This is a genomic window from Xanthomonas sp. AM6 (assembly GCF_025665335.1).
Classification (GTDB): domain Bacteria; phylum Pseudomonadota; class Gammaproteobacteria; order Xanthomonadales; family Xanthomonadaceae; genus Xanthomonas_A.
Window position 1 is genome coordinate 541411 of sequence record NZ_CP106869.1, and the last position, 22166, is coordinate 563576.

At 70.1% G+C, this 22166-nt stretch carries 23 protein-coding genes; 17 read left to right on the forward strand and 6 right to left on the reverse strand.

Annotated elements, in window-relative coordinates:
• The first annotated feature begins 28 nt into the window (after window positions 1–28).
• Genes OCJ37_RS02340 through OCJ37_RS02365 form a run of 6 tightly spaced genes read left to right on the forward strand, consistent with a single transcriptional unit; the run spans window position 29 to window position 4780 of the window.
• Window positions 29–505 (forward strand): DUF2244 domain-containing protein, encoded by a 477-nt coding sequence (locus tag OCJ37_RS02340; RefSeq protein WP_263113551.1) that lies wholly within the window; start codon window positions 29–31, stop codon window positions 503–505.
• A gap of 20 nt (window positions 506–525) precedes the next feature.
• A complete protein-coding gene (gene coxB / locus OCJ37_RS02345; RefSeq protein ID WP_263112108.1) occupies window positions 526–1524 on the forward strand; it encodes a cytochrome c oxidase subunit II in 999 nt (332 codons plus the stop codon).
• A 31-nt stretch (window positions 1525–1555) separates the two neighbouring features.
• Window positions 1556–3166, forward strand: a complete 1611-nt coding sequence (ctaD, locus tag OCJ37_RS02350) for a cytochrome c oxidase subunit I (RefSeq protein WP_263112109.1) — start codon at window positions 1556–1558, stop codon at window positions 3164–3166.
• Window positions 3166–3297 carry a hypothetical protein gene (locus tag OCJ37_RS02355; protein WP_263112110.1) on the forward strand — a complete coding sequence of 44 codons (132 nt, stop codon included), beginning with the start codon at window positions 3166–3168 and terminating at the stop codon, window positions 3295–3297. Before ctaD ends, OCJ37_RS02355 begins: the two co-directional genes overlap by 1 nt.
• On the forward strand, window positions 3294–3884 hold the full coding sequence (locus tag OCJ37_RS02360) for a cytochrome c oxidase assembly protein (RefSeq protein ID WP_263112111.1): 591 nt from the start codon (window positions 3294–3296) through the stop codon (window positions 3882–3884). The genes OCJ37_RS02355 and OCJ37_RS02360 overlap by 4 nt, the downstream gene beginning before the upstream one ends.
• A gap of 20 nt (window positions 3885–3904) precedes the next feature.
• Entirely contained in the window at window positions 3905–4780 is an 876-nt protein-coding gene (locus tag OCJ37_RS02365; protein WP_263112112.1) for a cytochrome c oxidase subunit 3, read from the forward strand.
• Between the two features lie 93 nt (window positions 4781–4873).
• Here the strand turns inward: OCJ37_RS02365 and OCJ37_RS02370 are convergent, their stop codons facing one another.
• A complete protein-coding gene (locus OCJ37_RS02370) occupies window positions 4874–5092 on the reverse strand; it encodes a twin transmembrane helix small protein (RefSeq protein WP_263112113.1) in 219 nt (72 codons plus the stop codon).
• A gap of 30 nt (window positions 5093–5122) precedes the next feature.
• Between OCJ37_RS02370 and OCJ37_RS02375 the strand changes: the two genes are divergently transcribed.
• From OCJ37_RS02375 to OCJ37_RS02395, 5 genes are read left to right on the forward strand one after another with little or no spacing between them, the layout of a single operon-like run.
• Complete coding sequence (locus tag OCJ37_RS02375) at window positions 5123–5884, forward strand: SURF1 family protein (RefSeq protein ID WP_263112114.1); 762 nt, start codon at window positions 5123–5125, stop codon at window positions 5882–5884.
• A gap of 27 nt (window positions 5885–5911) precedes the next feature.
• Complete coding sequence (locus tag OCJ37_RS02380; protein WP_263112115.1) at window positions 5912–6487, forward strand: SCO family protein; 576 nt, start codon at window positions 5912–5914, stop codon at window positions 6485–6487.
• 10 nt (window positions 6488–6497) lie between these two features.
• Entirely contained in the window at window positions 6498–7661 is a 1164-nt protein-coding gene (locus OCJ37_RS02385) for a COX15/CtaA family protein (RefSeq protein WP_263112116.1), read from the forward strand.
• Window positions 7658–8584: a heme o synthase gene (gene cyoE / locus OCJ37_RS02390; RefSeq protein WP_263112117.1), complete on the forward strand. Its 927-nt coding sequence runs from the start codon at window positions 7658–7660 to the stop codon at window positions 8582–8584. The genes OCJ37_RS02385 and cyoE overlap by 4 nt, the downstream gene beginning before the upstream one ends.
• Complete coding sequence (locus OCJ37_RS02395; RefSeq protein WP_263112118.1) at window positions 8581–9051, forward strand: hypothetical protein; 471 nt, start codon at window positions 8581–8583, stop codon at window positions 9049–9051. The genes cyoE and OCJ37_RS02395 overlap by 4 nt, the downstream gene beginning before the upstream one ends.
• 73 nt (window positions 9052–9124) lie before the next feature.
• On the opposite strand, the gene OCJ37_RS02400 is transcribed toward OCJ37_RS02395, so the two are convergent.
• Window positions 9125–10123, reverse strand: coding sequence for a bile acid:sodium symporter family protein (locus OCJ37_RS02400; protein ID WP_263112119.1), 999 nt, complete (start codon window positions 10121–10123; stop codon window positions 9125–9127).
• Window positions 10124–10351: 228 nt separating this feature from the next.
• Between OCJ37_RS02400 and OCJ37_RS02405 the strand changes: the two genes are divergently transcribed.
• The gene (locus tag OCJ37_RS02405; RefSeq protein WP_263112120.1) at window positions 10352–11557 is read left to right on the forward strand and encodes a lipase family protein; all 1206 of its coding nucleotides are present in this window, start codon (window positions 10352–10354) and stop codon (window positions 11555–11557) included.
• 62 nt (window positions 11558–11619) lie between these two features.
• On the opposite strand, the gene dnaG is transcribed toward OCJ37_RS02405, so the two are convergent.
• The 4 genes from dnaG to rpsU all read right to left on the reverse strand — a co-directional run bounded on the left by dnaG (window position 11620) and on the right by rpsU (window position 15396).
• Complete coding sequence (dnaG, locus tag OCJ37_RS02410; RefSeq protein ID WP_263112121.1) at window positions 11620–13356, reverse strand: DNA primase; 1737 nt, start codon at window positions 13354–13356, stop codon at window positions 11620–11622.
• 67 nt (window positions 13357–13423) lie between these two features.
• Entirely contained in the window at window positions 13424–14338 is a 915-nt protein-coding gene (locus OCJ37_RS02415; protein WP_263112122.1) for a YihY/virulence factor BrkB family protein, read from the reverse strand.
• A gap of 138 nt (window positions 14339–14476) precedes the next feature.
• Window positions 14477–14923, reverse strand: coding sequence for a GatB/YqeY domain-containing protein (locus OCJ37_RS02420; RefSeq protein ID WP_263112123.1), 447 nt, complete (start codon window positions 14921–14923; stop codon window positions 14477–14479).
• 257 nt (window positions 14924–15180) lie between these two features.
• Entirely contained in the window at window positions 15181–15396 is a 216-nt protein-coding gene (rpsU, locus tag OCJ37_RS02425) for a 30S ribosomal protein S21 (RefSeq protein ID WP_003465342.1), read from the reverse strand.
• 120 nt (window positions 15397–15516) lie between these two features.
• Between rpsU and tsaD the strand changes: the two genes are divergently transcribed.
• The 5 genes from tsaD (at window position 15517) to OCJ37_RS02450 (ending at window position 22063) form a co-directional block, all read left to right on the forward strand.
• Window positions 15517–16596: a tRNA (adenosine(37)-N6)-threonylcarbamoyltransferase complex transferase subunit TsaD gene (tsaD, locus tag OCJ37_RS02430; protein WP_263112124.1), complete on the forward strand. Its 1080-nt coding sequence runs from the start codon at window positions 15517–15519 to the stop codon at window positions 16594–16596.
• 90 nt (window positions 16597–16686) lie between these two features.
• A complete protein-coding gene (gene folB / locus OCJ37_RS02435) occupies window positions 16687–17046 on the forward strand; it encodes a dihydroneopterin aldolase (RefSeq protein ID WP_263112125.1) in 360 nt (119 codons plus the stop codon).
• A gap of 111 nt (window positions 17047–17157) precedes the next feature.
• Window positions 17158–18606 (forward strand): circularly permuted type 2 ATP-grasp protein, encoded by a 1449-nt coding sequence (locus OCJ37_RS02440; RefSeq protein WP_263112126.1) that lies wholly within the window; start codon window positions 17158–17160, stop codon window positions 18604–18606.
• The gene (locus OCJ37_RS02445; RefSeq protein ID WP_263112127.1) at window positions 18606–19547 is read left to right on the forward strand and encodes an alpha-E domain-containing protein; all 942 of its coding nucleotides are present in this window, start codon (window positions 18606–18608) and stop codon (window positions 19545–19547) included. Before OCJ37_RS02440 ends, OCJ37_RS02445 begins: the two co-directional genes overlap by 1 nt.
• Before the next feature lie 338 nt (window positions 19548–19885).
• Window positions 19886–22063 (forward strand): glycoside hydrolase family 3 N-terminal domain-containing protein, encoded by a 2178-nt coding sequence (locus OCJ37_RS02450; RefSeq protein ID WP_263112128.1) that lies wholly within the window; start codon window positions 19886–19888, stop codon window positions 22061–22063.
• Window positions 22064–22166 lie beyond the last annotated feature (103 nt).

Sequence of the window (22166 nt, forward strand, 5' to 3'; positions counted from 1 at the left end):
GCGCGGCAGCTCGGAAGCGCGGTTCGACATGATCGAAATGTTTCCGTCTACGTCGGAGGGGTCGGGTACGCAGCTGCGGCTGCGACCGCCGCGGGCGCTCAGCGCCCGGCAATTCGTCGTGCTGTTCGCGGCGCTGGCCGGGGCGATGTGGGCGGTGGCGGTGTTGGGGTGGTTCGCCGGCAACGTGTTTGCGCCGGCGTTCGCCCTGTTGCACAGCATCGTGGTGGCGCTCGCGCTGCGCTGGTCCTGGCGCAGCGGCGAACGCGAAGAGGACATCCGGGTGGGTCCGGGCTGTGTGGAAGTGACCCGCACGAATGCAGGAACGCCGGCGTTCCGCGCCCATCCGCATTGGGTGCGGTTGCGGATCGAAGGCGACGACAGGGTGGTGCTGGCGTCCAGCGGCAAGCAGGTCCGGGTCGGCGAGTTCCTCGGCCCGGGCGAGCGCCGCGAGCTGGCGCAGACCCTGGAAGGCTTGCTGGCGGCCGCGACCGGCCGCAACCGATGACGCTCCAAGGGGTCTAGGCAATGAAGCAACGCGGCAGATGGAAGCAACAGGCGGTCAGGGGCGGGATGGCATTGGCGGCGGCGCTGGCCGCACCGCTGGCGTGGGCTCAATCGGCCGACCCCAAGCCGTGGCAATTGAACATGGGCCGCGGCGTCACCCAGAGCGCGCGCAATGCCTACGACGCGCACATGGTCGCGTTGTGGGTATGCGTGGTCATCGGCGTGCTGGTGTTCGGCGCGATGGCCTATGCGATGTTCAAGTTCCGCAAGTCCAAGGGCGCGGTCGCCGCGCAGTTCAGCCACAACACCAAGGCCGAAGTCGTCTGGACGGTGATCCCGGTGCTGATCCTGATCGTGATGGCGTGGCCGGCCACGGCCAAGCTGATCGCGATGTACGACACCCGCGATGCCGAGATGACGGTCAAGGTCACCGGCTACCAGTGGATGTGGCGCTACGAGTACCTGGGCGAGAACGTCGCCTTCACCAGCCGCCTGGAACGCGGCTCGGACCGCATGCGCCAGAGCGGCCAGGTGCCGACCCTGGAAAGCAATCCGCACTACCTGCTGGACGTGGACAACCGGCTGGTGCTGCCGGTGAACACCAAGGTGCGCTTCGTGATCACCGCCGACGACGTGATCCATGCCTGGTGGGTGCCGGCGCTGGGCTGGAAGCAGGACGCCATCCCCGGGATCATCAACGAGGCCTGGACCAGCATCGAGACCCCGGGCGTGTACCGCGGCCAGTGCGCCGAGCTGTGCGGCAAGGACCATGGCTTCATGCCGATCGTGGTCGAGGCGGTGTCCAAGCAGGACTTCCAGAAATGGCTGGCCTCGCGCAAGCCGGCCGCCGCCGCGCCGGCCGCGCCCGCACCGGCCGCTGCGCCTGCGCCGGCTGCGGCGCCGGCCACGCCGGCGGCCCCGGATGCGCCCGCGCCCGAGGCCACCGCGCCGGCCGCGCCGCCGCAGGCCGCGCTGCCCCGCCTTCGTTCCGGCTCGCACCTGACCGTGCAAGCCGCCTGATCTCCTGCATTCCTTTTTCGAGGTAGCCGCCATGGCCCATTCCGCAGTCGATCACCACGACGAGCACGGGCATCAGCAGAGCTTCGTGGAACGGTGGTTCTTCTCCACCAACCACAAGGACATCGGCACGCTGTACCTGCTTTTCAGCTTCACGATGTTCATCATCGGCGCGGCGATGAGCGTGGTGATCCGCGCGGAGCTGGCGCAACCGGGCCTGCAGTTCGTCAAGCCCGAGTTCTTCAACCAGATGACCACCGTGCACGCGCTGGTGATGATCTTCGGCGGGGTGATGCCGGCCTTCGTCGGCCTGGCCAACTGGATGATTCCGCTGCAGATCGGCGCGCCGGACATGGCCCTGCCGCGCATGAACAACTGGTCGTTCTGGCTGCTGCCGGTGGCCTTCACCCTGCTGCTGCTGACCCTGTTCCTGCCCGGCGGCGCGCCCGCCGGCGGCTGGACGCTGTACCCGCCGCTGTCGCTGCAGGGCGGCTACAACGTGGCCTTCAGCGTGTTCGCGATCCACGTCGCCGGCATCAGTTCGATCATGGGCGCGATCAACATCATCGCCACCGTGCTGAACATGCGCGCGCCGGGCATCGACCTGCTGAAGATGCCGATCTTCTGCTGGGCCTGGCTGATCACCGCGTTCCTGCTGATCGCGGTGATGCCGGTGCTGGCCGGCGCGGTGACCATGCTGCTGACCGACAAGTTCTTCGGCACCTCGTTCTTCAACGCGGCCGGCGGCGGCGACCCGGTGATGTACCAGCACATCTTCTGGTTCTTCGGCCATCCCGAGGTCTACATCATGATCCTGCCGGCGTTCGGCGTGATCAGCGAGATCATCCCGACCTTCAGCCGCAAGCCGCTGTTCGGCTACCAGGCGATGGTCTACGCGATCGCGGCGATCGCGTTCCTGAGCTTCATCGTCTGGGCCCACCACATGTTCACCGTGGGCATGCCGCTGGGCGGCGAGATCTACTTCATGTTCGCCACGATGCTGATCTCCATCCCCACCGGGGTGAAGGTGTTCAACTGGGTCAGCACCATGTGGGAGGGCTCGCTGACCTTCGAGGCGCCGATGCTGTGGGCGGTCTCGTTCGTCATCCTGTTCAGCATCGGCGGCTTCTCCGGGCTGATGCTGGCGATCGTGCCGGCCGACTTCCAGTACCACGACACCTATTTCGTGGTCGCGCACTTTCACTACGTGCTGGTCACCGGCGCGGTGTTCGCGCTGATCGCCGCGGTGTACTACTGGTGGCCGAAGTGGACCGGGCGCATGTACAACGAGGGCTGGGCCAAGTTCCACTTCTGGTGGACGATGCTGTTCGCCAACCTGCTGTTCTTCCCGCAGCACTTCCTCGGCCTGGCCGGCATGCCGCGGCGCATCCCCGACTACAACGTGGTGTTCGCCGACTGGAACCTGATCAGCTCGATCGGCGCGTTCGGCATGTTCGTCACCCCGTTCCTGATGGCCGGGATCCTGCTGGCGTCGCTGCGCAGCGGCGCGCGCGCCGAGGCGCGTTCGTGGGAAGGCGCGCGCGGCCTGGAGTGGACCGTGCCGTCGCCGGCGCCGGCACATACCTTCACCCTGCCGCCGGTGCTCAAGCCCGGCGACCTGGCCCACGACGACATCAGCCACTGATGACCGCACAGCCGCCGCTCGACGACCTGGCCCTGCGCCGCAAGCGCGCCGTGCGCACCGCGCTGGTGGTCGGCGCGGTCGCGCTGCTGATCTACGCCGGCTTCATCCTGTCCGGGGTGCTGGGCCGATGAACGCGCCGGCGCCTCGCGTGCACAGCAGCGCCGGGCTGTTCAAGCTGGTCGCCGTGGCGCTGGCGGTGTTCGTGCTGACCTTCTCGCTGGTGCCGCTGTACCGCATCGCCTGCGAGAAGGTGTTCGGCGTGCGCCTGGAGCGCGGGCCGGGTGAAGGTCCGCAGGCGGGCAAGCCGTTGCTCGGCAAGCGCACGGTGAAAGTGGAATTCGACGGCGGGGTGAACTCCAAGCTGCCGTGGTCGTTCCACCCGGAGCAGCTGACCATGGAGGTGGTGCCCGGCGAGCTCAACGAGGCGCTGTACTACGCGCGCAACGACGGCGAACGCGCGATCGTCGGCAGCGCGGTGCCGTCCGTGGCGCCTTCGCGCGCCTCCGGCTACTTCACCAAGACCGAGTGCTTCTGCTTCACCGCGCAGACCCTGCAGGCCGGCGAGAAGCGCGACATGCCGGTGCGCTTCATCGTCGACCCGAACCTGCCGCGCGACATCACCACCATCACCCTGTCGTATACCTTCTTCAAGAACGATGCGCTGAGCGCGGAACTGGGATCGCCGAAACTGGCCGGTTCCGTGCACGCAGCCCCTTGACCCGACCCGGAACGCCCGCCATGGCCCAGCCCAGCACCGACGCCACCGCCTATTACGTGCCCAGCCAGAGCCGCTGGCCGTTCATCGGCTCGATCGCGATGTTCGTGACCATGATCGGCGTGGCCAGTTGGCTCAACGACGCGGCCTGGGGCAAGTGGACCTTCTTCGCCGGCATCGCGATGCTGGTGGCGACCCTGTTCATGTGGTTCGGCGACGTGATCCGCGAGTCGATCGCCGGCCACTACAACCGCCAGGTCGACGTGTCCTTCCGCATGGGCATGGTCTGGTTCATCTTTTCCGAAGTGATGTTCTTCGGCGCGTTCTTCGGCGCGCTGTTCTACACCCGCACCTTCATCCTGCCGTGGCTGGGCGGCGAGGGCGACGGGGTGATGACCAACGCGCTGCTGTGGGACGGCTATTCGGCGGCCTGGCCGACCAACGGCCCGGGTGCGGTCGGCGGCCAGTTCCAGACCATCCCGGCCTGGGGCCTGCCGCTGATCAACACGCTGATCCTGCTCAGCTCCGGCGTGACCCTGACCATCGCCCACCACGCGCTGAAGGCCGGGCACCGCGCCCGCCTGCTGGTGTTCCAGGGGCTGACCGTGTTGCTGGGCTGCGTCTTCCTGTTCTTCCAGGCCGAGGAGTACATCCACGCCTACAAGGAACTCAACCTGACCCTGGGCTCGGGCATCTACGGCTCGACCTTCTTCATGCTCACCGGCTTCCACGGCATGCACGTGCTGCTGGGCACGATCATGCTGCTGGTGATGTGGCTGCGCTCGGCGCGCGGGCATTTCAGCCGCGACAACCATTTCGCCTTCGAAGCGGCGGCGTGGTACTGGCACTTCGTCGACGTGGTGTGGCTGGCGTTGTTCCTGTTCGTCTATGTACTTTGAGAACTGGGAATCGGGAATCGGGAATAGGAACAGCGGAAGCGCGCCGCTCTTGCGATTCCCGATTCCCGATTCTCCATTCCCGACTCGGCGGCCTCAGCCGCCGAGTCCATGCGGCTTGATCACCCCGGTGTAAATGCCCAGGATCACCAGCAGGATCAGGCCCACCGATAAGCCGATGCGCCAGGTCAGTGCGTTCACCGTGCGCTTGCTCTGGCCGCGGTCCACCAACAGGTAGTACAGGCCGGCGCCGAGGTTCCACAGGATGACCAGCAGGAAGGCGACGATCAGCAGGGTTTTCAGCGAGTCGTTCATGGGCGTCTCGGTGCGCGGTATCGCCGCATTATGACCCTCGCCGCGTCCCCGCGGGTCGCCGCGCGCCCGCGCCGCATGTCGCTGTGGCTGGGCTGGGCCATCGCGCTGGCGGTGGCGCTGGGGTTCTGCGCGCTGGGCCGCTGGCAATTGCTGCGCATGCACGAGAAGCAGGCGCTGCTCGCGCAGGCTGCGCACGTGCGCGACCGCCCGCAGGCGCTGGCCGATGCGCTGCGCACGCTGCAGCCGGCGCAGCTGGCCTGGGTGCACGGCAGCGGCCGCTTCCTGCCCGGGCAGGTGCTGCTCGACAACCAGCTGCGCGAGGGCCGCAGCGGGGTCAAGGTCTACCAGCCGTTCCTGGCCGACGGCGCGCGCGCGCCGCTGCTGGTCGAACTGGGCTGGCTGCCATTGCCGGCCGATCGCGCGCTGCCCGAACCGGTACCGCTGCAAGGGCATTACGCACTGGCCGGGCTGCTCGGTCCGGCGCCGTCGCACGGGCTGGCGCTGGGGCCGGCGCTGGTCGCCGCGCCGGCGCCGCAGCTGTGGCTGGCGATGCGCATCGAGCCGGCGGCGATCGGCCAGGCGCTCGGCCGGCGCGACATTTTGTCGCAGGTGCTGCGCCTGGATCCGGCCCTGCCGCTGGGCTATCCGCGCGACCTGGAGATGCTGCCGAACACGCTGCCGCCCGAGCGCCACTTGGGTTACGCGGTGCAATGGTTCGGCCTGGCGCTGGCGGTGCTGATCACCGCGGCGCTGCTGAGCTGGCGCGCGCGCAAGGGACGGGGCGGGCGCTGAGCGCCCGCGCATGAGAAAATCCCCTGCATGAATGCCTCCCCCTCGGCCCCGCGCCAGGCGGCCCCGCGTGGCCGCTGGACGTTGATCGCGCTGTTCGCCCTGTTCTTCGGCTCGATGCTGGTCGCCGGCGCGCTGCGTTTTTCCGGCTGGCAGCCGCCGGGCAGCCGCAACCACGGCGAACTGCTGAAACCGCCGGGCGACCTGCGCGCGCTGCAGCCGCGGCTGGAGGACGGCAGCGCCTATGCCTGGCAGCCGCAGCAACGCCTGTGGCGCATCGCGCTGGCGCCGCCGCGCGAGTGCGACAGCGCCTGCGAAGCGCTGGCGCGCGATCTGCACAAGGTCTGGCAGCTGTTCGGCCACGACGCCGACCACGTGCAGATCCTGTGGATCGGCACGCCGCCGCCGGCGGTGCGCGCGTTGCCGCAGGTGCGCGTGCTGCGCGCCGACCCAGCGCTGCTGGCCGGCCTGCCGCGGGTGCGCGATGCCGCCGGCGTGCCGGTCTACGTGATCGATCCGAACGGCTTCGTGGTGCTGCGCTACGCGCCGGGCTTCGACCCGGCCGGGCTGCGCGCGGATGTGGCGAAGCTGCTGAAACTCCTGTGAGCCGCGCCCTATGAACCTGTTCGCGCCGCCGGCGCTGTTTCGGCACTTCCACCGCATGGCCTGGCTGGCGGCGCTGTTCACCGCCAGCACGATCATGTTCGGTTCGTTCGTGCGCCTGTCCGACGCGGGCATGAGCTGCCCGGACTGGCCGACCTGCTACGGCCGGGTGACCTGGCCGCAGAGCAGCGGCGAGGCCAACGCGCACGCGGCCAGCAAGATCCGGCCGCTGGAGACGCACAAAGCCTGGCGCGAGCAGGTGCACCGTTTCCTGGCCGGCGCGCTGGGCGTGGAAGTGCTGGTGCTGTCGCTGCTGGCCGCGCGCCGGCGCCGGCTCGGCATCGCGCAGGTCGTCGGCGCCGCGGTGCTGGTGGCGCTGTCGATCCCGCTGTACATGTCCGGCTGGCCGACGTGGGCGATGGCGCTGGCCGCCGCCGGCGAGGCGATCCTGCTGCTGGCGGCGCTGCGCTGGTCCAATACCGACCTGGCGCGCGCGGCGGTGCTGACCCTGGCGGTGGTGATCTTCCAGGCGCTGCTGGGCATGTGGACGGTGACCTTGCTGCTCAAGCCGATCGTGGTGATGGGACATCTGCTCGGCGGCCTGCTGATGTTCTCGCTGCTGGTGTGGATGGCCTGGCGCGCCACCCACCTGCCGATCACCCTGGCCGATGCGGCGCGGCTGAAGTGGCTGCTGCGCATCGGCGTGGCGGTGCTGGCGGTGCAGATCGCGCTGGGCGGCTGGGTCAGCGCCAACTACGCGGCGCTGGCCTGCGGCGGCGGCAGCTGGTCGGCCGACAACTTCCCGCGCTGCGTCAGCCAGTGGTGGCCGCCGCACGATTTCCGCGAGGGCTTCACCCTGTGGCGCGGCATCGGCGTGGACTACGAAGGCGGCGTGCTCGACGGCGCGGCGCGCATCGCGATCCAGATGGCGCACCGGATGATGGCGGTGGTGGTGGCGACGTACCTGCTGTGGCTGGGCTGGCGGCTGAGCCGCTCGCCGGGCATGCGCGGCTGGGCGGCGGCGCTGGCGCTGCTGCTGGTGGCGCAGGTCGGCCTGGGCATCCTCAACGTCAAGCTGGCGCTGCCGCTGCCGGTGGCGGTGCTGCACAACGCCGGCGCGGTGGCGCTGCTGTTCGTGCTGGTGTCGCTGCTGGCGCGGCTGCGGGCGCCGCAATGAGCGCCAGGGGCGTCCACTGGCGCGACTACTGGGACCTGACCAAGCCCAAGGTGGTGGCGCTGATCGTGTTCACCGCGCTGGTCGGCATGTGCCTGGCGATTCCCGGCGTGCCGAGCTGGCTGCAGGTGCGCACCGGGCTGATCGGCTTCTTCGGCATCTGGCTGGCGGCCTCGGCCGCGGCGGCGATCAACCAGTTGCTGGACGCGCGCATCGACGCGCAGATGGCGCGCACCTCGTGGCGGCCGCTGGTGGTGGGCAAGGTGCTGCCGTGGCAGGTGCTGCTGTTCGCCACGGCGCTGACCGCGCTGTCGATGGCGATCCTGGTGATCTGGGTCAACACCATCACCGCGGTGCTGACCTTCGCCTCGCTGATCGGCTACGCGGTGATCTACACCGTGTTCCTCAAGCGCACCACGCCGCAGAACATCGTCATCGGCGGCCTGGCCGGCGCGGCGCCGCCGCTGCTGGGCTGGGCCGCGATCACCGGCATGCAGGGCCAGTGGGACTGGGCGTACGCGTCGCTGCTGGTGCTGATCATCTTCGTGTGGACGCCGCCGCACTTCTGGGCGCTGGCGATCTTCCGCCGCGCCGACTACGCCAAGGCCTCGATCCCGATGCTGCCGGTCACCCACGGCGTGGCGCACACGCGCAGGCAGATCCTGGTGTACACGCTGCTGCTGGTGGTGGTGACGCTGCTGCCGGTGGCGGTGGGCATGAGCGGCGTGTTCTATCTCGGCGGCACGCTGGTGCTGAACGCGGTGTTCGTCTGGTACGCCTGGCGCATGCTCGATCCGCCGGACGAGATGTTCTCGATGCGCATGTTCGGCTACTCGATCGTGTACCTGATGGCGCTGTTCGCGTTCCTGCTGGTGGACCACTGGCTGATGCCGGCATTGGCGATGCCGCTGCCGACCGGCGCATGAGCGGCGAACGCCTGCGCCGCGTCGCGCTGCTGGCGCTGGCGGCGCTGCCGTTGCCGGCATGGGCGTGGGACACGCCCGAGCAGGCGATCGACGCCTATCTGGCGTTCGAACTGGGCGGCGGCCGGCTGCAGGCGTGGCCGTTCGCGCGCTACATCGTGGCCCCGCGCGGCTACGACGAGCCGGGCTGGGACGTGCTGCACGCGGTGCGCGGCTGGCAGCGCGGCGCGGTGCGCTGCGACGAGCCCGCGCGGTGCGAGGTCGTGGTGCTGTTCGAATACGCCGACACCCTGGCCTTGCCCGCGTCGTGGCAGCTGATGCCGCATCCGCACGGCGGCAGCGAGCGGCTGCGTTACACGTTGCAGCGCCAGCCCGCGCCGCACGGCTGGCGCGTGGCCTCCACGCTCGGCCCGCCACGGGTGAAGATGGCGGTGGTGGCGACGCTGTGGCCGGACGCCGCCGCCGAGTGAGCCGCGCGCGCAGGCGCGCCGGCGCGGCGTGCAGCCAACGGCCTGCCGTGGATCCCGCGATGCCGCGGCGCGCTCAGCCGGCCGCGTCGCGCCCGGCCGCATCGCCGTCGCGCGCATAGCGCTGCGCGACGAAGGCGCAGACGATCAGCTGGATCTGGTGGTAGATCATCACCGGCAGCACGATCGCGCCGAGGCTGCCGCTGGCGAACAGCACCTTGGCCATCGGCACGCCGGTGGCCAGGCTCTTCTTCGAGCCGCAGAACACGATCGGGATCTCGTCCTGGCGGGCGAAGCCCAGCCGCCGTGCGGCGAAGGTGATCAGGCCCATCGCCAGCGCCAGCAGCAGCGCGGCGACCAGCGCCACGCCGAGCAGCGCCGGCAGCGGCGTCTTGCGCCACAGGCCTTCGATCACCGCGGCGCTGAAGGCGGTGTACACCACCAGCAGGATCACGCCCTGGTCGGTGTAGCGCAGCACCGCGCGGCGCCGCTCCACCCAGGCGCCGATCCAGCGCCGCAGCAGGTGGCCGGCCACGAACGGCACCAGCAGCTGCAGCATGATCTTGCCCATCGCCTCCAGCGGGTTGGCCATCGCGCTCTGCGCGCCGGCCAGCAGGCCCATCAGCAGCGGCGTCAGGAACACGCCGAGCAGGCTCGACAGCGACGCGCTGCACACCGCCGCCGGCACGTTGCCGCCGGCCATCGAGGTGAACGCGATCGACGACTGCACCGTGGACGGCAGCGCGCACAGGAACAGCACGCCGATGTACAGCTCCGGGGTCAGCAGCCAGTGCGACAGCGGCTTGAGCAGCAGCCCCAGCAGCGGGAACAGCACGAAGGTGGCGGCGAGGATGGTCAGGTGCAGGCGCCAGTGCAGCGCGCCGGCGACGATCGCCTCGCGCGACAGGCGCGCGCCGTGCAGGAAGAACAGCGCGGCGATGGCGATGTCGGTGACGTCGTCCATCACCGCCGCGGCGCGGCCCTGCACCGGCAGCAGCGAAGCCAGCAACACGGTGCCGAGCAGGACCAGGGTGAAGGGTTCGATGCGCAGGCGGGCGAGCCAGTGTCTGGTCATTGCGTGGTGGGGACGTCGGGGAGAGGGTCATTCTAGGAAGCGCGGTAGACGGATGCGAATCCGTGCGCAGGTGTAGACAATTCGCAGACAGGTTGCGCTGCATGGCGCTCGGGCGCGAATCGGTGCATTAGATTGCCCTGGCCCAGTCGACGGGCCCCGGCGAGCCGCCGCATTCCGGCGATCGACGCGCGCCATTCCACGGAAACGCAAGGGATAAGGAGCAGGTCCATGCAATACGATCAGTATCAGACCGTGTTCGCGCTCTCCAGTCTGGCCAACTGGATCGGAGGCCGCACCGGCACCGCGCAGACGCTGCAAGCCGACTACCAGCAGATGCTGCTGGCGACGCTGGCGTCGCCCGCGGCGCAGGCCGCCATCGGCAGCTGGGAACTCGTCTGGGGGCCGCAGGTGTGGCAGGGGGAGGATTCGGAGCTTGCGGACAATGCGCTGTACGTCGCCAAGGCCAGCGGCGTGCCCGGCATCGAGGGCGATGTCTACGTGGTGGCGATCTGCGCCACCAATCCGAGTTCGCTCTACGACTGGCTGGTGGAGGACTTCGACGTGGCCTCGGTGGTGAACTTCACCCGCTACGATCCGCTGCGCAAGGCTCCGCCGAGCAGTTCCATGCCCTGGTTCTCGGCAAACATTCCCTACATCTCGATGGGGACCGCGCTGGGGGTGTGGCATCTGCTGCAGATGGTCAGCCCGGCGGCGGCGAAGGCGCCCGGCACGGGTCTGTGCGATTTCCTGCAGGCCGCCGCGAGCGCCGATGCCACGGTGATCTTCGCCGGCCACAGCCTCGGCGGCGCGTTGTCGCCGACCGCGGCGTTCTGGCTCAAGAACGCCGGCAAGCTCGACGGCTACAAGGCGGTGTACTGCTATCCCACCGCTGGCGCCACGCCGGGGAACGCGGCGTTCGCGCAGGCGTATGCGGCGGCGCTGCCGTCGCCGCCCGGCGCCAGCGGCTACCGGACGTGGAACCGCGACCTGTGGAATACGCGCGACGTGGTGCCGCACGCCTGGGACATGGGCATGCTGTCCCAGATCAAGACCCAGCTGTATGGCAATGCACCGATCACCGACATCGATCTGGCGGTCGACGTCGCCATCGCCAATGCATGGGCGTCGGGCATCGCCTACAGGCAGATCGCCAACCAGCCGCTTCCCGGAACAGTGAACGGCGATGCGCCGAACGACCTCAGCACGTTCCTGTCGCAGGTGAAGTTCCAGCATACCGAGGCCTACGAAGCGCTGATCGCGAACTGGCTGGAGCCGGTCGTGCCGTCCTCGCATGCGCTGCAAACCGCGGCGCGGGATACGCAGGCGGATGCGCTGGTCGCGCGCCTGCAGGGAGAGCGCGAAGCGCGTGCCGCCCGCGCCGCCGAGGCGCGCGCGGCGCTCGCTGCGGGCGGCTCGGCCGCTCCGGCGGCATAGGGCGCGGCCACGTCGGCGCGGGGGCGGCGGCCGTCGCGCCGGAGCGGGGCCGGGCAGGCGGATCAGTGCAGCGACGCGCGCGCCTTCAGCAGCTCGCGCAGTTCGTACTTGTCGGTCTCGTCCAGGCCCTGCGCGCGCTGCTTGGCCTGCAGTTCCTCCAGCCGCTGCTGCAGGGTCTGCCGCTCCAGTTGCACCACCACGTCGTGCAGCTCCTGGCGCCAGCTGGCGGTCTCGCCGGGAATCTCCTGCACCGCCAGCTTCTGCAGCGCGGCCAGTTCCTCGCGTTCGTGGAAGTGCTCGAGCAGCGCGCCGGTGGTGATCTCCGGGCGCGTGTGCACAATTTCCAGCAGCTCGATCATCAGTTCGATGCCGGGCAGGCGCAGGCCGGCGAACGGGTAGGGCGGCGGCAGGTCCAGCGCCAGCGCGGGCGTGTGCAGCAGGCGCACGATCGCCTCGCGCACCAGGCTGCGCTTCTGCGTGGGCCGCATCGCGCGCGGCGGCGGCTTGGCCGGCTGTGCGGCGGCGGGCGCGGGGCCGCCGATGCCGGTGATCTCGGCCAGGCGCTGGCGCATCAGGTCGCCGAAGGCGCCGTCGGGAATCTGCGCCAGCATCGGCCGCGCGCGCTCGGCCAGGCGCGCCTTGCCGTCGAGCGTGGCCAGGTTGACCTCGCGCGAGAGCTCGTCGAAGAAGAACTGCGACAGCGGCGTGGCCTGCTGCAGGCGCGCGGCGAAGCCGTCGGCGCCTTCCTTGCGCACGATGCTGTCCGGGTCCTCGCCGTCGGGCAGGAACAGGAAGAACGCCTGGCGCCCGTCCTTCATCCGCGGCAGCACCGATTCCAGCGCCTTCCAGCCGGCGCGGCGGCCGGCGGCGTCGCCGTCGAAGCAGAAGAACACGTCCGGCGCGTTGCGGAACAACAGCTCGGCGTGCTCGGAGGTGGTCGCGGTGCCCAGCGTCGCCACCGCCTGGGTGACGCCGAACTGGAACAGCGAGACCACGTCCATGTAGCCCTCGACCACGATCAGCCGCTCGATCTTCTGGTTGGCCTGGCGCACCTGCCACAGGCCGTACAGTTCGCGGCCCTTGTGGAACAGCGCGGTCTCCGGCGAGTTCAGGTACTTGGGGCCGTCGTCCTTGTCCATGACCCGGCCGCCGAAGGCGATGACCCGGCCGCGGCGGTCGAAGATCGGGAACATCACCCGGTCGCGGAACTTGTCGTAGACGTGGCCGCGCTCGTTCTTGGAGAACAGCCCGGCGCGTTCGAGCAGCTTGTGGCGGCGCTCGTCGGTGCCCAGCGCGTCCTTCAGCGCGCTGTAGCCGTCCGGGGCGTAACCGATCTGGAAGCGCGCGCGGTTGTCGGCGTCCACGCCGCGGCCGTCGAGGTAGCCGCGCGCCTTGTCGCTGGCCTCGAGCTGGCGCTGGAAGAACTTGGTCGCCGCCTCCAGCGCCGAGTACAGGTCGCGGTGGTCGTCGCCGGCGGCCTGCGCGGCGCCGCGCTGCTGCGCGTCGCGCGGCACTTCCATGCCGGCGCGCTTGGCCAGTTCGTCGACCGCGTCGAGGAACTCGAGGCGGTCGTAGTTCATCAGGAAGCTGATCGCGGTGCCGTGCGCGCCGCAGCCGAAGCAGTGGTAGAACTGCTTGGTCGGCGAGACCGTGAACGAGGCCGAGCGCTCGTCGTGGAACGGGCAGCGCGCCGCGTATTCCTTGCCCTGGCGCTTGAGCGGCACGCGCGTGCCGACCACCTCGACGATGTCGGTGCGGGCGAGCAGGTCGTCGATAAACGCGTCGGGGATGCGGGCCATGGGCGATAGGATGCCATGCGCCCGCGCCTGGGCCACGGATCGCGCCGCGAATCCCCGCTGCGCGGCGCTAGAGCGGCGGCGGAATCGCCGTGATCGCGCTGGCGTCGATCCCGGCCGCGGCCAGCTTGCGCCGCGAGCGCAGGCGTTCGTCGATCACCGCGGTGATCAGCGCGCCGACGAAGAACACCACGGTGGCGTAGTAGATCCACACCAGCAGGATCACCAGCGCGCCCATCGAGCCGTAGGCGCTGCCCGGCGCGGCGGTGGCGATGTACAGGCCGATCGCATAGCGCCCGGCCACGAACAGGCAGGCGGTGATCGCGCCGCCGATCACCGCCTGGCGCCATTCCACGCGCCGGTCCGGCAGGTAGTGGTAGAGCACGGCGAAGGCCAGCACGTAGATCGCCAGCGTCGAGACGTAGCCCACCGCCGGCAACAGCGACGGCATGCGCGCGAACAGCACCTGCACCACCGTGGTCAGGATCATCGAGATCAGCAGCAGAAAGCCCAGCCCCAGCACCACGCCGAAGGAGAACACGCGCTTCTTCAGCCAGGCCATGACGCCTTCCAGGCGCTGCTTGTCGGTGCGGAAGATCAGGTTCAGCGCATTCTGCAGCTGCGCGAACACCGCGGTGGCGCCGACGAACAGCAGCAGCGTGCTCCACAGCCCGGCCAGCGAACCGACGCTTGGCTGGTTCTTGGCGTTGTCGATGATGGTCTGCGCCACTTCGCGCGCGCCGTGCCCGGCCAGCTGCCCGATCTGCTCGATGAAGGCCTGCTGCGCCTGCGGGTACAGCGAGGCGGTCAGCCACAGCAGCAGCACCAGCAGCGGCGCCAGCGACAGCAGCGCGTAGAACGACAGCGACGCGGCCTGGGTCATCACGTCGATCTCGACGAAGCGCCGCAGCAGCGCCGCCGGCAGGCTCTGCTGCAGGCGCTCGAGGTGTTTTTGCAGGCGGGTGGGCGACAGCGACAGGGACATGGGATCGGCACGGCCTACGGCGGGCGCGCGGCATCGCGATGCCTGCGATGCCGGTCCCGCGCTGCGCGAAAAGTGTCGCGGGGTCGCCGGTGTTGTAGCAGCCGGCCGCCGAAAGGCGGGTGAAACCCGCCGCCGCGATCAGCCGGCCAGCTGCTGCTTGACCAGCGCCGAGACCAGGCCCATGTCGGCCTTGCCGGCCAGCGTCGGCTTCAGCACGCCCATCAGCTTGCCCATGTCGGCCGCGCCGCTGGCGCCGGTCTGCGCGATCGCGGCCTGGATCGCGGCGACGATCTCCGCCTCACCGAGCTTGGCCGGCAGGTAGCGCTCGATCACCACGATCTCCTCGCGCTCGACCGCCGCCAGGTCCTCGCGCCCGGCCGCCGCGTACTGGCTCACCGAGTCCTTGCGCTGCTTGACCATCTTGTCCATCACCGCCAGCACCGCGGCGTCGTCCATCTCCACGCGCTCGTCCACTTCCTTCTGCTTGATCGCGGCGTTGATCAGCCGGATCACGCCCAGGCTGTGCTTGTCGCCGGACTTCATCGCGGCCTTCATGTCGTCGGTGAGCTGCTGCTTGAGGGTCATGAGGGGCTCCAGGGGGAAGGGAAACGAAGGGGGTCATTCTAGGCGCTGCGCATCTGCACGCCGCGGCGCCTGCGGGCGCCAGCGCAGTGCGCCATGCGCGGTCCGGGCCGCGCGGCGGCCGGCAGGGGCGGGATCCGTGCGGCGGAGCATGAATCCGGACCACACAAAAAGCCGGCGACGCTTGCGCGTGCCGGCTTCGTGGGCTTACCGTAGCGGATGCCGAAACCGGCACAACCCGCTACCGCAAACCGCGATCCTCAGTACAGACGCTGACGCTTGGTGACGTCGCGAGACGTCCGGCGCAGCTGGCGCTTCACCGCGGCTGCGGCCTTGCGCTTGCGTTCCTGGGTCGGCTTTTCGTAGAACTCGCGCTTGCGGGTTTCGGCCAGCACGCCGGCCTTTTCGCAGGTGCGCTTGAAGCGACGGAGCGCAAACTCGAAGGGCTCGTTCTCGCGGACTTTGACGCTGGGCATGGAATCTCCGGGACACAATGGTGACCGGGTCACGCCCGGCGAGCCGCACATTATAGCGACTGATTTCCTGGCTGCAAGCGGGGCGTTTGCCTGCCGCCGATTCGGCCCCACAATGCAGGCATGAGAGTCCTCGGCATCGAATCCAGCTGCGACGAAACCGGCGTCGCCGTCTACGACACCGCCCTGTCCGGCGCGGCCGCGCTGCGCGCGCACGGGCTGTACAGCCAGATCGCGCTGCACGCCGAGTACGGCGGGGTGGTGCCGGAGCTGGCCAGCCGCGACCACGTGCGCAAGCTGCTGCCGCTGATCCGCCAGACCCTGGCCGAGGCCGGGCTCGGCGTGCGCGACCTGGACGGGGTGGCCTACACCGCCGGCCCGGGCCTGGTCGGCGCGCTGCTGGTCGGTGCCGGCGTGGCCCGCGCGCTGGCCTGGGCGCTGGAGGTGCCGGCGATCGGCGTGCACCACATGGAAGGCCACCTGCTGGCGCCGCTGATGGAGGATCCGGACCCGGTGCACGGCGTGCCGGCGCCGCCGTTCGTGGCGCTGCTGGTGTCCGGCGGGCATACCCAGCTGATCGCGGTGGAGGCGATCGGCCGCTACCGGCTGCTCGGCGAGACCCTGGACGACGCCGCCGGCGAGGCCTTCGACAAGACCGCCAAGATGATGGGCCTGCCGTACCCGGGCGGCCCGCAGCTGGCCGCGCTGGCCGCGCAGGGCACGCCGGGCCGGTTCCGCTTCGCGCGGCCGATGACCGACCGCCCGGGGCTGGATTTCAGTTTCTCCGGGCTCAAGACCCAGGTGCTGCTGGCCTGGCGCGGCAGCGACCAGAGCGAGACCACCCGCGCCGACATCGCCCGCGGCTTCGAGGACGCGGTGGTGGAGACGCTGGCGATCAAGTGCGCGCGCGCGCTGCAGGCGGCCGGCAGCGACACCATCGTAGTCGCCGGCGGCGTCGGCGCCAACCTGCGCCTGCGCGCCAAGCTGCAGGCGATGGCGCAGGCCCGCGGTGGCCGCGCCTGCTTCCCGCGCCCGGCGCTGTGCACCGACAACGGCGCGATGATCGCCTTCGCCGGCGCCCTGCGCCTGCAGGCCGGCCAGCACAGCGACGCCGCGGTGCGGGTGACGCCGCGCTGGGACATGGCGGCGCTGCCGCCGTTGGCGGCGGCGCGGGTGTCGGGATTGGGGATTGGGGATTCGTAAAAGCGGTTCCCGTGCCGTTTTTGCCTGCCTCTGCCTTTGCGCCTTTGCTCTTACCATTCCCGAATCCCCATTCCCGAATCCCGGCTCCTCATGGACAAAGTCTTCATCGAAGGTCTAGAGATCGACGCCCTCATCGGCATCTACGATTGGGAGCGGCGGATCCGGCAGACGCTGCGCTTCGACCTGGAGATGGGCTTCGACAACCGCGTGCCGGCGGCCAGCGACGACATCGCCGATACGCTCAACTACAAGGCGGTCAGCAAGCGTCTGGTGGAGCTGGTCGAGCAGTCCGAGTTCGGCCTGGTGGAAACGCTGGCCGAGCGCTGCGCGGCGGCGGTGCTGGCCGAGTTCGACGTGCGCTGGCTGCGCCTGAAGCTGAGCAAGCCCGGCGCGGTGCGCGGCGCGCAGGCGGTGGGCGTGATCATCGAGCGCAGCCGCGACGGCGGCTGAGCGCGGCGCGCGTCGGCGCGGCCGCTTGACGCTCATTCCGGTTCCGTGCATGTTGCTGTGCAACGCAACATCGGGCCGATCGCGCCCGCTGGCGTACACCGACGGGGCACGATGGACTGGAGCAAGTACCGCACGGCCACCTACGACGAGCTGATCCAGGCCGATGGTCAGCCGCGCCCCGCCGCCCGCCGCGTCATCGAGTACCTGTCCAGCCTGAGCGGACGCGAATTGTCCGAACGCCAGCTCGCCGCCGACGTCGCCGCGCGGGTCATGGGCATCACCTTCACCGTCTATTCGGACGGCCGCAACGTCGACCGCACGCTGCCGTTCGACCTGATCCCGCGGGTGATCCCGCTGCGCGAATGGGAGCGCACCGAGGCCGGGCTGAAGCAGCGCATGCGCGCGCTCAACCTGTTCATCGGCGACGTCTACGGCGCGCAGCGCATCATCAAGGACAAGGTGTTCCCGGCGATGCTGCTGGAGCACTCGGTGAACTTCCGCCCGCAGTGCGTGGGCATCGCGCCGGCGCTGGGGGTGTGGGCGCACATCTGCGGCTCGGACCTGGTGCGCGACGCCGACGGCACGCTGTACGCGCTGGAGGACAACCTGCGCATTCCCAGCGGCGTGTCGTACATGCTGGAAAACCGCATGGTCGCCAAGCGGGTGTTTCCCGAGCTGTTCGAGACCAGCGCGATCCTGCCGGTGGACGAGTATCCGGCGCAGCTGTACGACACCCTGGCCGCGCTGTCGCCGCGCCCGGGCGACCAGCCGGTGATCGCGCTGCTGACCCCGGGCATCTTCAACAGCGCGTATTTCGAGCACGCCTACCTGGCGCAGGCGATGGGCATCGAACTGGTCGAGGGCGACGACCTGTTCGTCGCCGACGACGACTGCACCTACATGCGCACCATCTACGGGCCGCGCCGGGTCGACGTGATCTATCGCCGGGTCGACGACCTGTTCATCGACCCGGAAGTGTTCCACCCCGATTCGGTGCTCGGCGTGCCCGGGCTGATCCGCAGCTGGCGCGCCGGCAAGGTGGCGCTGGCCAATGCGCCCGGCGCCGGCGTGGCCGACGACAAGGTGGTGTTCGCCTACGTGCCGAAGATGATCCGCTACTACCTGGACGAGGAGCCGATCCTGCCCAACGTGCCCAGCTACCTGTGCCACGACGACAAGGACCGCCAGTACGTGCTCGAGCACCTCGAGCAGCTGGTGGTGAAGCCGGCCAACGAATCGGGCGGCTACGGCATGCTGATCGGGCCGCGCTCGACCAAGCGCCAGCGCGACGAATTCCGCAGGCTGATCCAGGCCGACCCGCGCAACTACATGGCGCAGCCGACGCTGGGCCTGTCCACCGCGCCGATCGTGACCGAGGTGGGCCCGGCGGCGCGGCACCTGGACCTGCGCCCGTTCATCCTGTCGCGCGAGGACGTCTACGTCACCACCGGCGGGCTGACCCGGGTGGCGATGGAGGAAGGCTCGCTGGTGGTCAATTCCTCGCAGGGCGGCGGCGCCAAGGACACCTGGGTGGTGGACTTGGACGAGGAGCTGGACTGATGCTCTCGCGCGTCGCCGACAACCTCTACTGGTTCAGCCGCTACGTGCGCCGCGCCGAGACCACCGCGCGGCTGGTCGGCGTGGGCAGCCTGCTGCAGCTGGACCTGCCGCGCTCGGTGCGTTTCGCCTGGCGGCCGATGATCGACACGGTCGGCGCCGGCGAGATCTTCAACATCTGGTTCCCGCATGCCGGCGACGATGTCGGCGACGCCGACGTGGTGCGCTTCCTGCTGCTGGACGAGCGCAATCCGTCCTCGCTGCGCAGTTCGGCGCGGCAGGCGCGCGAACTGCTGCGCGGCATCCGCGACACGCTGCCGCAGGAAGTGTGGGAGGCGGTCAACGACCTGCACCTGTACATCGACGCCAACGGCGAGCGCAGCGTCGGCCGCCGCTACCGGATGGAGTTCCTCGGCCACGTCACCGACGCCTGCCTGAAGGTGTCCGGCCTGCTCACCGCCAACGTCAGCCGCGACATCGGCTTCCAGTTCCTGCGCCTGGGCACGGCGATCGAGCAGGCCGACATGACCACGCGGATCATCGATGCCGGCGCCTCGGGCCTGATCACCCCGCGCAAGGCCGACGATCGCGAGGCCTACCAGAACATGCAGTGGATGAGCGTGCTGCGCTCGCTGGCCGCCTACCAGATGTACCGGCGCCACGTGCGCCAGCGCGTCACCGGCGAGCACGCGCTGCGCTTCCTGCTGCAGAACCACGATTTCCCGCGCAGCGTGCATTTCTGCCTGAGCCGCGCCCAGCACATCCTGCCGACCATGCCGCCGCGGCCGAACGTGGAGCGCGCGCTGATGCGGATCAACGGGCTGGTGCGCAATGCCGATCCGGCCTACCTGGCGCGGCATAATCCGGCCGAGTTCATGGACGAGATCCAGACCCACCTGGGCTACCTGCACGGCGCCATCGCCGAGGCCTACTTCAGTTCGTGAGCGCCCGTGCGTGGCGGCGGCCCGCGCGCAGGCGATCGACGGCTGCGTCGCAAGGTGGGTGAGACGCAACCCGGCCTGTGGCGCAGCGACAGGGCCGTGCGAGCGAGGCGTCTTCCGGTGGCGCATTCCGTGCCTGCGTCGGCACCAGCTGCGGCCGGCCGGGTGGCGCAAAACGGTTGGGCGGTGGGATTCGGGGGCGTATGGAGCAGGGGGCGCGCGCCAGCCGGTCGGCGGTAGACAGGTTTGCTGAATAGGCGGATCCGGCGCCGGGATTTGCTCTTTCCGCTGGCCGGAGAGCTAGAATTGACGGCTATGTAAACGTTTTCTCAAAGGACCCCATGGCTTCGGATCGTATCGAATCGCTCATCGCCCGCATGACCGTCGAGGAGAAGGTCGGCCAGCTCGGCGTCTTCGCCGACATGGTGCGCCCGTTCGCGCCGGACGTGAACCCGGAAGCCAACGTCAGCAATGCCGACGAGGTGCTGCAGCAGGTGCGCGCCGGCCGGGTCGGCTCGCTGTTCAACGGCGTGGGCGCCGAACTGGGGCGGCGCATCCAGCGCACGGCGCTGGAAGAGAGCCGCCTGGGCATCCCGGTGATCCTGGCCGCGGACGTGATCCACGGCATGCGCACCGTGTTCCCGATCCCGCTGGGCGAGGCCGCCAGCTTCGAGCCGGAGCTGGCCGAGCGCACCGCGCGCGCCACCGCGGTCGAGGCCACCGCCGCCGGCATCCACTGGACCTATGCGCCGGCGGTGGACATCGCCCGCGACCAGCGCTGGGGCCGCGGCGCCGAGGGCGCGGGCGAGGACGTGGTGCTGGGCTGCGCGTTCGCCGCCGCGCGCGTGCGCGGCTTCCACGGCCCGGACCTGCGCGCGCACGACGCGCTGCTGGCCACGCCCAAGCATTTCGCCGCCTACGGCGCGGTCGCCGCGGGCATGGAATACAACAGCGTGGACATCGCCCCGCAGACCCTGCGCGACGTGCACCTGCCGCCGTTCCAGGCCGCGTTCGGCGCCGGCGCGCTGAGCGTGATGACCTCGTTCAACGACATCAACGGCGTGCCGGCCAGCGCCAACCACGAGCTGCTGACCGAGATCCTGCGCGGGGAATGGAAGTTCCCCGGCGTGGTCATCTCCGACTACACCGCCGACATGGAACTGATCGCGCACGGCTATGCGGCCGACGAGCGCGACGCGACCAAGAAGGCGTTCCTGGCCGGCATGGACATGAGCATGCAGAGCGGCTTCTACGCCGCGCACCTGCCGTCGCTGGTGGAAGACGGCGAAGTGCCGATGGCCGCGCTGGACGCGGCGGTGCGGCGGGTGCTGGCGCTGAAGGAGGCGATCGGCCTGTTCGACGATCCCTACCGCTCGCTGGACCCGGCGCGCGAGGCCGACCAGTCGCACATCGCCGCGCACGATGCGCTGTCGCGCGAGGCGGCGCGGCGTTCGATCGTGCTGCTGAAGAACGACGGCCCGGTGCTGCCGCTGCGCAAGCAAGGGCAGAAGATCGCGCTGATCGGTCCGTTCGCGCAGGACCGCGAGAACATCGAGGGCTGCTGGACCCTGTTCGGCGACAAGACCCGCTACGTGACCCTGGAAGCCGGCGTGCGCGCGGCGCTGGACGACGCCGACGCGCTGAGCGTGGTGCCGGGCTGCGAACTGGAAGCGCCGCTGGACGGCGGCATCGACGCCGCAGTGGCCGCCGCGCGCGCCGCCGACGTGGTGGTGCTGGCGCTGGGCGAACCGCAGCGCTACAGCGGCGAGGCGCAGTCGCGCACGCAGATCGTGCTGCCGCCGGCGCAGCAGGCGCTGGCCGAGGCGGTGGCCGCCACCGGCACGCCGCTGGTGGTGCTGCTGCGCAACGGCCGCGCGCTGGCGCTGCAGGGCGCGGTGCGCGACGCCGCGGCGATCGCGGTGACCTGGTACCTGGGCACGCAGACCGGCCCGGCGGTGGCCGACGTGCTGTTCGGCGACTACAACCCCTCGGCGCGGCTGCCGGTCAGCTTCCCGCTCGACCCGGGCCAGCAGCCGTACTTCTACAACCACCCGCGCACCGGCCGGCCGGAACTGCCGACGATGAGCGAGTTCAAGGCGCGCTGGCGCGAGATCCCGAACGCGCCGCTGTATCCGTTCGGCCACGGCATCGGCTACACCCGCTTCGCCTACGGCGCGCCGCAGCTGGATCGCGTCCAGCTGGGCTGGGACGACACGCTGACCGTGACCACCCGCATCGACAACGTCGGCGAGCGCGCCGGCGAGGAAGTGGTGCAGCTGTACGTGCACGACCGCGTCGCCAGCCGGGTGCGCCCGGTGCGCGAACTGAAGGGCTTCCGCAAGGTGCTGCTGGCGCCGGGGCAGGGCGTGGACGTGGTGTTCACCCTGGACCGCCGCGCGCTCGCCTTCAGCGGCCGCGACGGCCGTTTCGAGGCCGAGCCGGGACTGTTCGACCTGTGGGTGTGCGCATCGTCGGCCAGCGGCGAGCCGGTCAGCTTCGAGTTGCTGGCGCAGGCGTAAGGCTTGGGCGTTCTTCCACGCAGGCGGCGCCGCCCCGCCTGCGCGCTGCGCGGCTTGGTGGGAGTCGCCACCGGCCTGGGATGTCGGCCTGGCCAACGTGTGC